Raw genomic sequence first — 17,570 nt, 5'->3', positions numbered from 1 at the left:
GGATAGTTAGGCTTAATCTGCTATTCTTACAGTTAATTTAGTTTATTGATTATCTTTGAAAAACACTTATAAATAACACAATAATGAACAGAAGAAAGTTCTTTAAAAATGGCTCCTTATTTACAATTGGCGCAGTAGTGATGAATCCTTTACAGGGTTCTGCTAATATTTTGGATTTAGAATCCATTAATAAAAATAAGAAAGCAAAAAATATTATTTTATTGGTTAGTGACGGTATGAGCACAGGAACATTAAACATGGCCGATTTATTTTTGAACAGAAAAACCGGTAAAGGCTCCAACTGGATACAATTATATAAAGACAATAAGGTGTCAAGAGCTTTAATGGATACCGCCTCTGCGAGTTCTATAGTTACAGATTCATCAGCAGCCAGCTCTGCTTGGGGAGGAGGTTTTAGAGTAGACAATGGTGTACTAAATGTTAGTCCGCAAGGAGAACCACATTTGCCTATTTGGCAAAAATTTAAAAAGGCGGGAAAAATGGCAGGTTGTGTTACGACCGTTCCCATAACGCACGCCACTCCGGCTGGGTTTTGTGTTAACAGTAAAAGCAGAAATGCTCAGGACGATATCGCCGAACAATATTTAGAGCTTGGCTTTGATGTTATGATGGGTGGCGGTGCAAACTATTTCAGTCCAGAATTAAGGAAAGATAAAAAAGACATGTTCGCAGCTTTTAGTTCGAAAGGATATCAGGTTGTAAAAACGCGCTCTGAAATGGAAGCAGCTTCAAGTTCGCAACCTATTTTGGGAGTATTTGCTGATGATGGACTTCCCTATTATGTGGATAGAAATAGTGATGAAAATTTAAAGAAAGCTGTCCCAAGCCTGGGTGAAATGGCGCAAAAAGCTATTGACAGAATGAAAAATCATAAAAATGGTTTTGTTCTGCAAATTGAAAGTGGAAAAGTAGATTGGGCAGCACATGCTAACGACATTGCTGGTTTGATAAATGACCAGATTGAATTTGATGAAGCAGTAAAAGTAGCAATAGATTTTGCAGAGAAAGACAAAGAAACTTTAGTTATTATCACAACAGATCACGGAAATGCAAATCCTGGAATAATTTATGGAAAAAACGCCAATGATAATTTTGACAGCATTCAGCACTATACCCAAACCAATGAGTGGATTTTGAATCAAATAAAGACAGATACTTCAGTTTCCCAAGTAAAGGAAATTATAGAAAAAGCAAATGGACACTCTGTTTCGGATGAAGATGCAAAAACAGTCTTAGGTTATTATGATGGGTTACATAAAGAAGACGGTTTGTATAATTACAAAAAACTGCCTTACAAAGCTTTTGCAGAAATGCAGGGAAAAATAAATTCTGTTGGATGGATCAGCATGGATCATTCTGCAGATTATGTTGAACTGGCGATGTTTGGCCCGGGAAGCGAACTTTTAAAACCTTTTGTAAAAAACACAGATCTGCATTATTTAATGCTCCAGGCGGCAGAAGTCGAAAATAAATTTTAAATAATTGTATAAAAAGAACCTTATATAATTCTAGTTTTTTCAAGAGTTAAAAGTTTTTAAGCTCTTCCGGTTAAGCTGAATTAGAGAAGAAATTAATTAAAAACTCGCACCATTGGTGCGAGTTTTTAATTACAATCCAGTCTATTTTAATCTTCATGACAAATTTTTTTATTTAATTTGTTTGTGGGTTCAACTTAGAGTTATTTTTTATAATAAACCAATAGCTATTATACAATCATAATCTACTGTACTTAATAGGTTAATCATAATTCAAAAAAATGCCTGATTATCAGTATGCCAGCAAATCTAGTGTCTATATATGCTTTTTCTGAAATAATTTCATTTATAAAAAAGAAGTTCCGAATCGCTCAAAATGGCAAGTATAACCGTTTGGATTCTTCACAAGATAATCCTGATGATATTCTTCGGCAGTCCAAAATTTAGAATAAGGTTCCAGTGTTGTAACAACTTTGCCAGGCCATTTGCCTGAATCATCAACAATTTTAATTACTTCTTCAGCATCTTGTTTTTCCTCCTCATTCTGAATAAATAAGGCAGATCGGTAACTTGAACCTCTGTCATTACCTTGTCTGTCTATCGTTGTTGGATCATGCATTCTGAAAAAATAGTCTAATAATTCTTTATACGAAGTTTCGTTTGCATCGTATGTAATTTCTATTCCTTCTGCATGTCCCGGATGATTTGGATAAGTTGGATTTTCGTTGTCTCCACCAATATAACCAACTTCGGTATCTTTTACTCCAGGTCGCACACGAAACAGGTCTTCCATTCCCCAAAAACAACCTCCGGCTATGTACACTTTTTTTAAATTTTCCATGGTATTTTATTTTTAAGATCCTTAAGATTAGACGCCAATACTTATTTTAAATACACAGTCTCCTCCTATCTTATTTGAGCAGTTAAATTAATACTATATTTTTAGAACATGCGCATTTCTTCCTAAAATTAAAGAGAACTTTCACAAACATTTTTGTAGAAGTATATTCTTATTTTATTTTTCAAATAGTATAATTTTCCCTCTAAAATAGCGAAATAATCAGTTCTAAGCCATATTTAACATATGTTTATATCACATTCTCTATACTTTTGCATTTTCCCTATTGACTGAATGAATAATCTACAACAACCTGTACCTAAGAACGAGAAAGAGCGACTTGCTGCATTAAAACGATATAATATTCTCGATACTTTGCCTGAATATGCTTTTGATGATGCAACAGCACTCGTTGCTTATATCTGTAGTGTGCCCATTGCGCATATTTCTTTTATAGATGAAAACAGACAATGGTTTAAATCTGAAATTGGAATTGGAGTAACAGAAGTCCCTCGTGATATTAGTTTTTGCAGATATACAATTATGCAATCCGAATTGGTTGAAATATCCGATACTTTTTTAAACGAAAGATTCAAAAACGATCCTAATGTTCTTGATGGTTTTAAGGTGAGATTCTATGCCGGAATCCCACTTACAACGCCTGACGGTTATAATATTGGAACTATTTGTGCAATCGACCATGTCTCTAAAGAGTTGAATGAAAATCAGCGAAATGCACTTTCAATTGTGGCAAAGCACATTATCAATCAATTAGAATTAAGAACAAAAAATATTGACCTGGCGGCTCAGAAAAAAATTGCCGAACGTGCAGTTCTCGCAAAAGACAGTTTTCTTGCTAATATGAGTCACGAAATCAGAACGCCTTTAAATGCTATTATTGGTTTTACAGATCTTCTGGCACAAACTTTTCTCGATACAATTCAACGTGATTATATTAATAGTGTACAAATTGCTCAGGAGAATTTACTTTTAATCGTAAATGATATTCTGGATCTATCCAAAATTGAATCCGGAAACCTGACTATCGATGAAGAACCGTTCCATTTAAAAAATACACTGAAACACGTTTATGATTTACTAAAAGTAAAAGTTTCAGCAAATGTCGAATTCAATCTTTTTCTAGATGCCGATATGCCGGAAATGGTAATTGGCGATCAGGGACGATTGAATCAAATACTGGTTAACCTTGCCGGAAATGCACTAAAATTTACAGAAGAAGGTGAAGTAACGATTTCGGTAAAAAAGATTGATGAAACTAATGATCAATACTCGCTTAGATTCTCTGTAAAAGACACCGGAATTGGAATTAATGAAGCTAAACTTAAAAGCATTTTCGAAAGATTTACACAAGCCGAAGAAAGCACAACACGAAAATTTGGCGGCACAGGACTTGGTCTTAATATTGTAAAACAACTTATTGAATTGCAGAACTCTGAAATTCAGGTAAAAAGTAAACCCGGATTTGGTTCAGAATTTTTCTTTATTCTTACTTATAAGAAAACGAATCATATTGAAACCACGGTTGAAACAACAACTGCCTGTAATCACGGAGATCTTAAAATATTGCTTTGCGAAGACAATGTTTTAAACCAAAAACTGGTAAAAAGTGTTATTCAAAATTTTGGCTTTAAACTGGATATTGTTGGAAATGGTGAAGATGGAATCGCCCTTTTATCCAAAAATGAATATGACTTAGTATTAATGGATCTTCAGATGCCAATAAAAGACGGTTATCAAACGACAGAATACATCAGAAACGAAATGAACTTAAAAGTTCCTATTATTGCAATGACCGCGCACTCGCTCGTAGGCGAGCAGGAACTTTGTTATAAAATTGGGATGAATGCTTACGTTCCTAAACCTTTTAAGCAGGAACAACTTTTAGAAGCTATAAAAACAGTCATCACTAAAGATGTTGATCCGATACAAAAGAGAATAATCGATTTTTCTTTTATTGATGAGGTTTCAAGCGGTGAAGCAGATTTTAGAAAAGACATGATTGATCTTTTTCTGGAAAAAATTCCTAACGAAGTTATAGAATTAGGTAAAGCCATTCGTAATAACGATTACAATACAGCAATGAGAATTTGCCACAATATGAAATCCAGTCTGGATATTTTCATGCTAAAAGATCTTAGTAATTATTTATCTACTATTGAAAAAGAAGCCAAACGAGAGCAATTTAATTCTGAAACAATAGAAAAAATAAAAGCGTTAGATTATGAAATTAATGAAGTATTCAAGATTTTAAAGGAAATATAATATCTCCGTAATTGAAGCCATTGATTTTATCTTCCCTATTTCAATAAATCCATCTATAACCCGTGGTTTTAACCATGGGAACGCAATAATTTTTTATAATATATAACACGTGTTCCGTGGAAAAACACGTATTATACCCTCCCTGTTTCAACAAATCCAGCCATAGCCCGTGGTTTCAACCATGGAAACGCAACGATTTATAATACGTGTCCCATGGTTGAAACCACGGGCTATGTTTTTTCTATTCATTTAATATAATTGTAATACGATTTTAACCGTGGGAATGCAATAATTATTTACAACACATAACAAGTGTTCCATAAAAAAAATACGGATTATGCCTTCCCTATTTCAATAAATCTTACCATAGCCCGTGGTTGAAACCACGGGCTATGGTTTTCTTTGCTTTTTTTTGCTTTTCCTTACATCCGCCTTATAAATCTCCTCGTTAAAAAAAATTAAATTTTATATAATTTATATAAAATCATAATCTCCTATTAATAATTTTACGAAATACCGTAAAACAAAAATCGCTTCAAAAATCACAATTCCCTTAAAAACAATCGCTTAACTTCAACGGCACGTTGTTTGAAAATTACTCTGCGTAAAATAAATAGTATTTAAAAATGCAGAACATAAACATGGCAATTTTGAGATTAATTTTTTTCTTAATCTAGGTTAACTAACAAACTTTCGAAACTGCTGTAAGTTTGTCAAAGAAATAAAACAACATCAATAAAACCAAAACAACACTTTATTATAATTCAAATTTTAACAATTATACAAACAATTTAATAATCTAAAACCATAAAAAGATGAGCACATTTAAAACACAAGACGGAACAGAAATTTTTTACAAAGATTGGGGAACAGGAACACCAGTAGTTTTTCACCACGGATGGCCATTATCAAGTGATGACTGGGATGCACAAATGATGTTTTTCTTAAAACAAGGATACAGAGTTATTGCACATGATCGCCGCGGACACGGTCGTTCTGGTCAAACTTCTGAAGGAAACAACATGGAAACTTATGCATCAGATATTGCTGAATTAACTGCATTTCTTGATTTGAAAGATGCTATTCACGTTGGTCATTCAACTGGAGGTGGTGAAGTAATACGTTATGCAGCAAAATACGGAAAATTACGTGTTGCAAAAGCAGTAATTATTAGCGCTGTAACACCAATTATGATTCAAAACGAAACAAATCCTGAAGGAGTTCCATTATCAGTTTTTGACGAAATCAGACAAGGAACAGGATTTAATAGAGCGCAATATTTTTATGATTTCCCAATTCCGTTTTACGGATGGAACCGTGAAGGAAAAGTAGTTCAGGAAGGAATTAAACACAATTGGTGGCGTCAGGGAATGATGGGTTCGGTTTTGGCTCATTATGAAGGAATCAAAGCTTTCTCTGAATCAGATTTTACAGAAGATCTTAAAAGTTTAGATATTCCGGTTTTGGTTTTGCACGGAGAAGATGATCAGATCGTTCCTTACGGACAAGCGCCAAGAGCTGCAGCACTTTTGAAAAACGGAAAATTGATCTCTTACCCTGGTTTTCCTCATGGTATGCCAACTACAGAGGCAGAAACGATCAACAACGATATTTTGGCTTTTATTAAAGCATAAGTTTCTTAAAATTAATCAAAACTGCCTTTATTGATCCGCTTTTAAAGGCAGTTTTAAAACTTTCCAACCATGAGTACTATTCAACAACCATCATTTGATACCGTTACAGAAGCTTTGCAATGGCTAAATCAACAAGGATTTACCGAAAACTTCAATCTTGACGAAAACTGTATTCGTTATAATAATAACAAACAAACGATGTCACCTGAAGAATTCAAAATCGAATATTTATTCCGTTTTGAAGGAGATACAGATCCCGGCGATGAAGATATTGTGTACGGCATTATATCTGAAATCTACAATATCAAAGGTGTTCTAACCAGCGCATTCGGAATATATGCCGACGCCGTTTCTGCTGAAATGATTCGTAAACTTTCAACACATTCTATATAAATTTCAATAAAGAGATAATAAATCTACGAAATATCGTAACCAAAAAATATCCCTTTAAATTATACATCCCACTATAATAGCCAATTACACATTTGGCATTTTGTTAGCTTAACTAATAATATTAAATATCAAACTTATGAAACCATCAGTAAACTTATTATCACCAGACAATCACGCATTAGTATTAATTGATTTCGAAGGACAAATGGCATTTGCTACAAGCAGTATTCCGTTAAGCGAATTGCGTAACAATGTTGCTATTGTTTGCGGCGCATCAAAAATCTTCAACGTTCCAACGGTTGTAACCACTGTTTTTGAAGAAAGTTTTGCAGGTCCGGTTTTCCCTGAAATTGAAGAATATTACCCAATCGCAACTTCAGGATATATTGACCGTACAACGATGAATACCTGGGAAGACGAAAACGCTTATAAAGCAATTACCGGAACTAAAAAACAAAAACTGGTTCTTGCAGGATTATGGACAGGAGTTTGCATAGTTGGTCCCGCTTTATCTGCCATTGAAGAAGGTTATGAAGTTTACGTAATCACAGATGCCTGTGGAGATGTAAGCACAGAAGCTCACGAACGTGCAATACAAAGAATGATACAAGTTGGAGCGCAGCCTATAACTTCTATCCAATATATATTAGAACTTCAAAGAGACTGGGCACGTCAGGAAACGTATGTTCCGGTAACTAATTTAATGAAAAAACACGGCGGATCTTACGGTTTAGGAATTCATTATGCACACAACATGTTGAAACACTAATTCATTTCAACCTGATCCCGAAGCTTCGGAACTGAAACAAATAAATAAAAACAAATCTCTCCCTTCATTATGTTGGAATCATCAAAATCCATATTGTCAAAAAACAAGAACTTCGGAATCATCGTGATGTGTTTTCTTTTAATGGGAAGCATTGCATCGGCACAAAACTTTAAACTTTTGCGTTATGACGAAAACTACGAATTTCTAAAAGATTCAAACAGAAACTTTTATGAGAATCTAAAATTCATTCCGTTAAACAAACAGAAAGATTTTTATATGTCTCTTGGAGGTGAAGCCCGATATGAATACGTTGATTTCAATAATGAAGATTGGGGAAGATTAAATATTGGTCACAACAACTTTTTCCTGCAGCGTTATGATCTTCATGCCGATGTTCATTTAGGAAAAACCTTTAGAGTATTTGCACAATTAAGAAGCGCCTTGCAAGACGGCAGAATCAACGGTCCAAGAGGAATTGACGAAGATCAGTTGAATGTTCAGAATCTTTTTTTAGATGTAAATCTATATCAGAAAGAAGATAAAAAACTAACCATTCGTGCCGGAAGACAAGAACTCGATTACGGTTCGGGAAGATTAATTTCAGTAAGAGAAGGTCCAAATGCGAGACTTTATTTTACAGGAGCCAAAATAATGTACTCTTCAGCCCGATTCTCAATTGACGCTTTTGCAATGATGGCAGATACGGTTCACAAAGGCGTTTTTGATAATAAAATGTCGAAACAAATCAATTTATGGGGCGCTTATTCGAAAATAATATTCCCAAAAGCAGGAAACCTGGATCTTTATTATCTCGGAATCAACAGAAAAGAATCTCTTTTTGAAGAAGGAATTGCACCCGAAAAAAGACATACAATAGGAACAAGATTCTGGAAATATGGCGGAGGTTTTATTTATAATCTTGAAGCGGCATATCAGTTTGGGAGTTTTGGTTCCGGAAATATTAATGCCTGGACAGCTTCTGCAGATTTGGGTTATTCCTTCGAAAATATAAAATTCAAACCAACGATAAACCTTCGAAACGATTATATATCGGGAGATCAAAATCAAGGCAATGGAAACCTGCAAACGTTTAATCCGTTGTATCCAAAAGGAGGATATTTTGGTTTTAGTCCGCAAGTGGGTCCGGTAAACCTTATCGACATTCATCCTTATGCCACGATGGATTTATTGCCACAATTAAAGATGCAGGTCGATGTGGTTTTTAACTGGAGATATTCACTTCAAGACGGTGTTTACAGGCCAAGCGGCACTTTGAATCTTCCCGGAAGTTCTTCGACAGAACCGTATATCGGGACGGCTTATCTTGCAAATTTTACCTATAGCGTTAACAAATTTATTTCAGTCGTAAGCGGAATTCAATATTTTAAAACCGGCGCTTTTATCGACGACATCATTCCAAATTCAAAAGACGGCGTTTTCTTTAATGCCCGATTAGGGTTTAAATTTTAATCACTAAATTCATAACGATGAAAAATACCACACTTTTATCCACATACAGACTTAGAAATTCTTATCTAATTCTTTTTATCACAATATTCTTTGCTAATGCATCATTTGCACAAACAGCAGCACTTGGATCAACAACCACTTGGGGAAAAGTTGACGGAGTTGCCATAAACGGATTGGTTCAGGGACCATCTTCAGCGGAAGCAGAATTACAAGTTGCCTGCGTTTTCGAATATACTGAAGGTGATATCTTTAACCCTCCTGCCCTTCCTGCAAACCTTAACGGAATGGTACATTTAGACGATGCTTTAAAAGGAATTATCACCGAATTACGCAAAAGCGGAAAATTTACCGGACATTCACTTGAAACTTTATTGATTACGCCTCCAAAAGGAACTTTGGCAGCCAAAAAATTATTACTTATTGGTCTTGGTGATCGCAATAAATTCACGCCGGATTTAATGATAAGTGTCGGAAGTGTTGCCATGCGCGAAGCCTTACGTTTAGGAGTTTCTAACTACGCTTTTGCAAGTGATATTAAAGATGCTGGAATCGATTCTCCAACGGCTTTAGTAGCAACAAATGTAGTTTTAGGTTCTTTTGAAGCTTACAGAACGCAAACTTATTTAAAAGATAAAAAATTAGCCGATTATAAGCCATTAACCAAAATTATTTTGCTTGCAGGTCCATCTTTCTACAATGTTGCCGGCGAAGGAATTAAAGAAGCAATTGCAAAACTTAACGCTAAATAATCAGAATTATGAAAGCAGATCTAATTTTATTCAACGGTAAAATTCATAGTTTCAATGCCGAAACGCCAAATGTTACCGCAGTTGCTATTAAAGACGGAAAATTTATTGCAGTTGGAAACGACAGCAACGTTATGGAATTTGCAAGTGAAGAAACCAAAATAATCGACCTTCAAAATAAACGAGTGGTTCCGGGAATCAACGATTCGCACATTCACCTTATTCGTGGCGGTTTAAATTATAATCTGGAATTGCGTTGGGATGGCGTTCCTTCTCTTGCAGATGCACTTCGAATGTTAAAAGAACAAGTCGATCGCACACCAAATCCGCAATGGGTTCGTGTCGTTGGAGGTTGGTCAGAATTTCAATTTGCTGAACGCAGAATGCCAACTTTACAGGAAATCAATGCAATTTCGCCTGAAACTCCTGTTTTTATTCTGCATTTGTACGACAGAGCAATTATGAACAGAGCCGCGTTAAAAGCCGTTGGTTATACAAAAAACACGCCTGCACCTCCCGGAGGACAAATTGAGCGTGATTCAAATGGCGAACCAACCGGACTTATTATCGCTACTCCAAACGCCATGATTTTGTATTCGACTTTGGCAAAAGGTCCAACGCTTTCCTATGAGCATCAAATCAATTCAACGCGTCACTTCATGAAAGAGTTGAACCGTTTCGGGATTACAAGTGTTATCGATGCCGGAGGTGGTTTTCAGAATTTTCCCGATGATTATAAAGTCGTAAACGAACTAAACGAAAAGAAACAATTAACGGTAAGAATCGCTTATAATCTTTTTACCCAAAAGCCAAAACACGAATTCGAAGATTTTGAAGATTGGATTGATACCGTAAAATTGTATCAGGGCGATGATATGTATCGCCATAATGGAGCCGGAGAAATGTTAGTTTTTTCTGCTGCTGATTTTGAAGATTTCCTTCAGCCAAGACCGGATCTTCCTGAAAATATGGAAGCCGAATTGGAAAAAGTAGTGCGTCTTTTGGTCGAAAATCGTTGGCCTTTCAGACTTCATGCTACTTATAACGAAAGCATAACAAGGTTTTTGAATGTATTCGAAAAAATCAATCAGGAAATTCCGTTTAATGGATTACCGTGGATTTTTGATCACGCCGAAACTATTGATGAAAGAAACATAGAACGTGTCAAAAATTTAGGCGGCGGAATCGCAGTTCAAAGCCGAATGGCGTATCAAGGTGAATATTTCACAGACAGATATGGCGCAAAAGCAGCTGAAAATACACCGCCAATTAAAAAAATGCTTGAAATGGAAGTTCCTGTTGGCGGAGGTTCTGACGCTACAAGAGTAAGCAGTTACAATCCATGGGTTTCAATGTATTGGATGACGGTTGGAAAAACAGTTGGAGGTTTGCAATTGTATAACGAAAGCAGATTAAGTAGAGAAACCGCTTTAGAATTATATACCAGAGGAAGCGCGTGGTTTTCGCAAGAACAAGCCAAAAAAGGAGATATCAAAGTTGGAATGTTTGCTGATTTAGTCGTTTTAGACACTGATTATTTTTCTATTCCTGATGAAGACATTAAAAAAATTGAAGCTGATTTAACCATTGTCGACGGAAAAATTGTGTATGCAAACGGAGATTTCTCCTCCTTCTCACCGCCACATATTCCGATTTTGCCGGATTGGTCGCCAACGAATATTTACAACGGATATCCAGCCAAAAGTAATTTGCAAAGCATAATCGAAAAGAACTCAAAAGCAGATGCAAAACCAAGTCTGACTTCTCAAATACACAGTTGCTCAGGAAGCTGTGATGTTCATGCTCACAGTCATGATATTGCCAGAATGAGCAACGTGCCGGTAAATAACTATAATGCATTTTGGGGCGCTTTGGGCTGTTCCTGTTTTGCTTTTTAAATTTTAAAGAAATGATCGAAATTATCAAACAAATCCTTCACTCAGATTTAGGAACATCATTCAACAATGCGGCACTTTTAGCGTTTAGAGTATTACTTGCGGTTGAGCTATTCAGAGTACACGGAATGAAGAAATTCAGAGTTGAAAATGGACAAAGAGAACACGTTCCAAATCCTTTGCATTTACCGGAAAAACTAAACGGATTAGTCGCTACTTTTTCTGATACTGTAGTTCCGTTTCTAATCATTTTAGGCATTGGAACCCGACTTGTTGTCTTGCCAACTATTGGCGTTACAGCCGTAGGATATTTTGTAGTACACAGAAAAGATTCACTCGAAGTGCGCGACGTTCCCTACATGTACACGTTGTCTTTATTATTAATTCTTGCGCTTGGAGCAGGAAAATATTCACTTGATTATTATTTATTAAACTCTTTGAATTAATTAATTTAAACACATAGAAACGTAGAAATATTAAGATTAAAATGATTTTGTTTCACGCAGATTTTGCAGATTAGAGCAAATTTAATTTTAGTTTTTTATTAAATTAATCTCGCAAAGACGGGAAGCCGCAAAGGCTTTGTCATTTCGACGAAGGAGAAATCTCCACAAGTAACTCCGCAGCTATGTGTTTAAAACATTTAGAATTAACATTAACCTATTATTCATTAAACCTTATATAAAATGAAAGCAAACATCGGAATTAAACAAGAAAGCATCACAAAAGTTGTAGATGTATTGACAAAAGTTTTGGCTGACGAATTTGTACTTTATACCAAAACAAAAAAAGCACACTGGAATGTAGAAGGTCCGGATTTCTATAACAAACACATCTTCTTTCAGCAACAATATGAAGCACTTGACGAAATTGTAGATGCAGTTGCAGAAAGAATCAGAACTCTTGGTCATTATGCACCAGGAACTTTAAAAGAATATTTGGCACTGACACATCTTACAGAAGAATCAAGAGAGAAAAACGACAGTGCAGGTTATATCAAAGAATTGCTTTTAGACCATGAAAGTATTTTGATACACTTACGTGAAAACATCAATAATTTTGCTGCCGAACTTCACGATGCCGGAACCAGCGATTATATCACAGGATTATTAGAAAATCACGAAAAAATGGCATGGATGCTTCGTGCTCACCTTAAATAATTACAATTATGGAAATACAAAAAAACATTTGGTACGTAACCCTGCTTTTAACCATCATAGCAGGGTATTGCGATACGGTAACATTTGTGGCGGCAGATTCTATATTTTCGGCACACGTTACAGGCAACTTTATTGTCTTTGCTTATCAGATCATTAAAGGTTCTGATGTACATGCCTGGATCAAATTACTAACCTTTCCAGTATTTATTATGGCTGTTATTACTGGAGGAAGAATTGCATTAAAAAACACAAATCATTATACAATTTTGTTTTGGGAAGGTATCGTATTGGTTTTAAGCGGAATTGCTTCTTATGCTTTTGGTTTTTTAGAAATTTTTTCTGAATGGACGATTTACGCAATCGCAATGGCAACCGTTTTTGCAATGGGACTTCAGAATGCTTTTGGAAAATTATATGCTAAAGAAACGCATGGACCAACAACTATGATGACCGGAAACGTAACACAAGCTTCTCTTGATTTAGGAAACCTATTAAAAAATGGCTTAAAAGATGCTGAAATTCTACTAAGTTTTAAGAAACAAGTAGTTACTATTATGGGATTTTTGACAGGTTGTTTTTTAGGCGCAATTGCAGGAAAGTTTTTTGGTTTAGGAACGCTGATTATTCCCGGAATTGCTATGCTGATATGTTACCATTATCACCGCGAAAAATAAGCAAATTTAACATCCGGATTTGCAGATAACTGATAATAGATTATCTTTAAAAAATGAATAAAACTCCCCATTTAGCAATCAAAATCCACCAATGCACTCTATATACTATAGTTGCGTTTTTGTTCCTGAGCATGCAAGTAATTGCACAGTCAAAACAAGACCCTGATCAATTAAAAAAGAAAATAGCTGCGGCTAAAAGTGACAACCAAAAAGTGGAAATGCTTTTGGCTTTAAGCAGTTATTATCTAACCAAACCAGGCGAGCTTAAAGCAGATCTTGATAGTGCAAATAATTTAAATTTTGAAGCAAAAAAACTAAGCAATACTTTGGGTTATAAACTCGGAAAAGGAAAAGTAATTCTTTTAGAGGCTCAGATTGACAGAGAAAAAGGAGATTCTAAAAACGGATTAAAAAAGACGAATGAAGCACTCAACTATTCTGTAAAAAATAATTTACCACTCCTTACAGCAGATGTTTACAGAGAACTTTGTGCTTATAAAGGCTATGAAACCGGGGATTTTGAAGAAAAAATAAAATATCTCGAAATCGCAATTCCGCTTTATAAAAAAGGTAAAGCCTTAAAAAAAGAAGCAGATGCCTTAAAAGACCTTGCTGATTATTATGGTATTATAGAAGACCACCAAAAAGCATTAGAACTTTTAGAAAATGCCGTTGCTATTTATAAATCCATAGGTTTTAAAGAACTTCAGGGAGTTTATACCTTAATGTCTGATAATTACGGAATATTACAAAATACACAATTATCGCTACAATATGCATTAATGGCAGAAAAAATAGCCGAAGAAGTTCATGATACAAGTTATCAACTTTGTACAATTTACAATCATCTTGGGCTTGCTTATTATGATCTTCTGAAATATGATTTGGCATTTTCTAATTTTGAAAAAGCACTAAATATTGCGTTAGAGAATAAAAATGTAGGCGATATCAATACGATAACCTATAATCTGGCATCGTTGTATTGCCAGCAAAAAAATTATCGCGGAGCATTACGTACACTAAAACGAACTGAAAAAGATTATCCGCCACAAGATGAAATCACACAAATAAGACAGCGTTTTATATTTGTAGTAAGCTATTCGATGCTCAAACAAATTACAAATGCAAAACCTTATTACGAACAATTATTAAAAGATTATCAAAAATCTGATGCAGGTTTGGCTTATAAATTAACGGCAATTATCATTTATTTACAACAATCCGGTCAGGTCGAAAAAACGTACGCTTACATTGAAAAATTTAAAGAATTTGCCAAAAAATCAAACAAGCTAATTCTATTTTCGCAAATCGAACTTTTGTCTTTTCAATCTGATCATGCCAGTAAAAAATACGAATCTGCGATAAAACATTTGCAAAAGCATCAACTTTTAAGAGATTCTATTTTTAATGTCGAAAAGCTAAAAACGTCTGCAGCATTACAAGTTCAATTTGAAACAGAAAAAAAAGATAAAAACATAAAACTTCTCACAGAACAGGGGAAATTACAAGAAATAAAAATTCATAATGATAAAGTACTTCGTAATGTTTTTATAGGCGGAGTTTTGGTTTTAATCCTTTTTATAGCGCTTTTATACAACAGTTTTAGAATAAAAAAGAAAAAAAACGAAGAATTAGAAATCAAACGTCAGCAGATTAATGAGCAAAACGAACTGAACAAAAAAATGCTGATCGAGAAAGAATGGCTTTTAAAAGAAATTCATCATCGTGTAAAAAATAATCTTCAGATTGTGATTAGTTTATTAAACACACAATCGGCGTATTTAGATAACGAAGACGCGTTAATGGCGATTCAAAACAGCCAACACAGAATGCACGCGATGTCATTGATTCATCAAAAACTGTATCAATCTGATAATCTGGCAAATATTGATATGTCTTGGTATATTTATGAACTCATTAGTTATATGAGAGAATGTTTTGATACGGATACCAAAATTAACTTTGTACTTGATACAGAAAAAGTTTATCTTGATGTTGCTCAAGCAGTTCCGCTTGGTTTAATTATAAATGAAGCGATAAATAATGCGATAAAATATGCTTTTCCTCTAGACAAAAAAGGAGAAGTAATTATAAGCCTTAAAAATATAGAAAACAGGGATTACAAACTTTTGATTGCAGACAATGGTGTTGGACTTCCTAAAGATTTTGAAGATACTGAAAGAGATTCACTTGGTATGAATTTAATGATGGGGTTAACCGATCAGATTGACGGAACTTTTGAGATGAAAAATGATAATGGTTTAAAAATCACTATTACATTTACAAGAAACACCGAATTTGAGGGATCAACTGATAATGCTGAAATTATATAATTTTAAGAAATGAAGGAGAAAATTCTAATTGTTGAAGATGAATTTATAGTTGCAAATGATCTAAAAATCATGTTGCTAAAAGCGGGTTATCAAATAGTTGGCATTGCTTCTTCTGTGGTTCAGGCCCGAAAATTAATCGAAGACAAAAAACCGGATTGGGTTTTGCTTGACATTATGCTCAAAGGCGACCTTACGGGAATTGACCTTGCTTGGGAACTCCGCGAAATACAACTGCCGTTTCTATATATTTCTGCCAATACCAACCAATCTACTCTTGAAGCGGTAAAAGCAACGCATCCGTATGGTTTTATGGTAAAACCGTTTAGAGAAAGAGATCTTATCGTAATGCTGGACATTGCAAAATATAGATACGATCAGGAAAGAGGAACATTAGCAGAAAAATCAGTTGATAACGAAGATCAGGAAATTGAAGGGATTATTGGTAATAGTGAACTTTTGAAAGATGTAATCGAAAAAATAAAAATTGTAGCTCCAGCCGAAACTTCTGTATTGATTCTTGGCGAAAGCGGTACAGGAAAAGAAAGAGCGGCACATTCTATACATGAATTATCAGCACATAAATCAAATGCAATTGTAATTGTAAATTGTGCTGCTTTACCACATTCTCTAATAGAATCGGAACTTTTCGGACATGAAAAAGGTGCTTTTACTGGCGCTAATTCTTTACGAATCGGAAAGTTTGAACAAGCTGATAACGGAACTATTTTTCTGGACGAAATTGGCGAATTACCGCTTGATTCTCAGGTAAAACTATTACGCGTTTTACAAGAAAAAGAAATTCAGCGACTTGGGGGAAATAAAACCATTAAAATCAATGTTCGAATTGTTGCAGCAACCAACAGATCACTCGAAAAAGAAGTTGCGGAAGGACGTTTCAGGCTTGATTTATACTATCGTTTAAATGTATTTCCGATTCAATTGCCGACTCTAAAAGAACGAAAAGAAGATATTGAAGCTCTTGCAAACTACTTTTTAAAGAAATACGCAACAAGTTCACGGAAAAATGTCAACAGTATTAGTTCAACAGCTTTAGAACAATTAAAAGGATATGAATGGCCGGGAAATATTCGGGAATTAGAACATTTAATAGAAAGAAATGTGCTTCTCGCTAAAACAAACGAAATTGAAAAATTTGATCTTCCAACAAATACTTCAAACCCGTTAGAAAGTAATAACGGCAAAATGTTATCGATGGAAGAAATGGAAAAAGAGCATATCATGAATGCGCTTAAAATTTGTGACGGAAAAGTTTCGGGTTCCGGCGGTGCGGCAGAACTCTTGAAAATTCAACCACAGACTTTGTTTTCAAAAATGAAAAAATTAGGTATAAAACAAGGATATAATTAATCTACATTAAGTAGACTTAACTCCTAGTTTAACGAACTTTGTAATTCTAAACCAAGACATAAAAAATAAATATGGAAACAATAAAATTAGAATTAGACGAAAAAAAACACGGCGCTTTTAATCTTTATGTAGAAGACAAAAAGCTTGGCGAAATGACCGTAAGCATCAAAGATGATTTACTAACCGTTTACCATACTGGTGTTGAACCGGAAGCCGAAGGAAAAGGTTATGCAAAGAAACTTCTGGAAGAAATGGTTTCTTATGTTCGCGCCAATAATATGATGGTTTTGGCACTTTGCCCTTATGTTCATGCGCAATTCAAAAGACATCCGGATGAATATGCAGATATCTGGAAGAAGTAATTGAATAGCTTAAAAAAACTTTGCGACTTTGCGTCTTTGCGCAAATTTCCCACTGCTTAGAGAAAAAAAAATAATCTCGCAAAGACGCAAAGTCACAAAGTTTTCACATAAAGTGAAACAAAAAATCACGCTATTCCAACAACATCAAT

Annotated in this window: 15 protein-coding genes; 14 read left to right on the top strand and 1 reads right to left on the bottom strand. The window is 34.8% G+C overall.

Annotated elements, in window-relative coordinates; translation table 11 throughout:
• Positions 1-83 precede the first annotated feature (83 nt).
• Positions 84-1,499 carry an alkaline phosphatase gene (locus C8C83_RS20970; protein ID WP_121330512.1) on the top strand — a complete coding sequence of 472 codons (1,416 nt, stop codon included), beginning with the start codon at positions 84-86 and terminating at the stop codon, positions 1,497-1,499.
• Between the two features lie 343 nt (positions 1,500-1,842).
• Here C8C83_RS20970 and msrA read toward each other — a convergent pair whose 3' ends face one another.
• On the bottom strand, positions 1,843-2,337 hold the full coding sequence (gene msrA / locus C8C83_RS20965; RefSeq protein ID WP_121330511.1) for a peptide-methionine (S)-S-oxide reductase MsrA: 495 nt from the start codon (positions 2,335-2,337) through the stop codon (positions 1,843-1,845).
• 291 nt (positions 2,338-2,628) lie between these two features.
• On the opposite strand from msrA, the gene C8C83_RS20960 reads away from it, so the two are divergent.
• The 13 genes from C8C83_RS20960 (at position 2,629) to C8C83_RS20900 (ending at position 17,421) form a co-directional block, all read left to right on the top strand.
• Positions 2,629-4,617: an ATP-binding protein gene (locus C8C83_RS20960; RefSeq protein ID WP_121330510.1), complete on the top strand. Its 1,989-nt coding sequence runs from the start codon at positions 2,629-2,631 to the stop codon at positions 4,615-4,617.
• An 815-nt stretch (positions 4,618-5,432) separates the two neighbouring features.
• On the top strand, positions 5,433-6,251 hold the full coding sequence (locus tag C8C83_RS20955) for an alpha/beta hydrolase (protein WP_121330509.1): 819 nt from the start codon (positions 5,433-5,435) through the stop codon (positions 6,249-6,251).
• A 69-nt stretch (positions 6,252-6,320) separates the two neighbouring features.
• Positions 6,321-6,644: a phosphoribosylpyrophosphate synthetase gene (locus tag C8C83_RS20950; protein WP_121330508.1), complete on the top strand. Its 324-nt coding sequence runs from the start codon at positions 6,321-6,323 to the stop codon at positions 6,642-6,644.
• Between the two features lie 136 nt (positions 6,645-6,780).
• Positions 6,781-7,413: a hydrolase gene (locus C8C83_RS20945; protein ID WP_121330507.1), complete on the top strand. Its 633-nt coding sequence runs from the start codon at positions 6,781-6,783 to the stop codon at positions 7,411-7,413.
• Between the two features lie 93 nt (positions 7,414-7,506).
• Entirely contained in the window at positions 7,507-8,883 is a 1,377-nt protein-coding gene (locus C8C83_RS20940; protein ID WP_233566174.1) for an alginate export family protein, read from the top strand.
• A gap of 17 nt (positions 8,884-8,900) precedes the next feature.
• Positions 8,901-9,632, top strand: coding sequence for a M17 family peptidase N-terminal domain-containing protein (locus tag C8C83_RS20935; RefSeq protein ID WP_121330505.1), 732 nt, complete (start codon positions 8,901-8,903; stop codon positions 9,630-9,632).
• A gap of 8 nt (positions 9,633-9,640) precedes the next feature.
• Positions 9,641-11,527: an amidohydrolase gene (locus tag C8C83_RS20930; RefSeq protein WP_121330504.1), complete on the top strand. Its 1,887-nt coding sequence runs from the start codon at positions 9,641-9,643 to the stop codon at positions 11,525-11,527.
• Between the two features lie 11 nt (positions 11,528-11,538).
• Positions 11,539-11,970 (top strand): DoxX family protein, encoded by a 432-nt coding sequence (locus C8C83_RS20925; RefSeq protein WP_121330503.1) that lies wholly within the window; start codon positions 11,539-11,541, stop codon positions 11,968-11,970.
• A gap of 240 nt (positions 11,971-12,210) precedes the next feature.
• Positions 12,211-12,684 (top strand): DNA starvation/stationary phase protection protein, encoded by a 474-nt coding sequence (locus tag C8C83_RS20920; protein WP_121330502.1) that lies wholly within the window; start codon positions 12,211-12,213, stop codon positions 12,682-12,684.
• A gap of 8 nt (positions 12,685-12,692) precedes the next feature.
• Positions 12,693-13,358, top strand: a complete 666-nt coding sequence (locus tag C8C83_RS20915; protein WP_121330501.1) for a YoaK family protein — start codon at positions 12,693-12,695, stop codon at positions 13,356-13,358.
• Between the two features lie 53 nt (positions 13,359-13,411).
• The gene (locus tag C8C83_RS20910; protein ID WP_132011890.1) at positions 13,412-15,691 is read left to right on the top strand and encodes a histidine kinase dimerization/phosphoacceptor domain -containing protein; all 2,280 of its coding nucleotides are present in this window, start codon (positions 13,412-13,414) and stop codon (positions 15,689-15,691) included.
• Between the two features lie 9 nt (positions 15,692-15,700).
• On the top strand, positions 15,701-17,059 hold the full coding sequence (locus tag C8C83_RS20905) for a sigma-54 dependent transcriptional regulator (protein WP_121330498.1): 1,359 nt from the start codon (positions 15,701-15,703) through the stop codon (positions 17,057-17,059).
• 71 nt (positions 17,060-17,130) lie between these two features.
• Entirely contained in the window at positions 17,131-17,421 is a 291-nt protein-coding gene (locus C8C83_RS20900) for a GNAT family N-acetyltransferase (RefSeq protein ID WP_121330497.1), read from the top strand.
• The last annotated feature ends 149 nt before the right edge of the window (positions 17,422-17,570 follow it).

It is taken from the genome of Flavobacterium sp. 90 (assembly GCF_004339525.1).
In the GTDB taxonomy this organism is placed as follows: domain Bacteria; phylum Bacteroidota; class Bacteroidia; order Flavobacteriales; family Flavobacteriaceae; genus Flavobacterium.
This window is presented reverse-complemented; position numbering and strand designations above follow the sequence as displayed.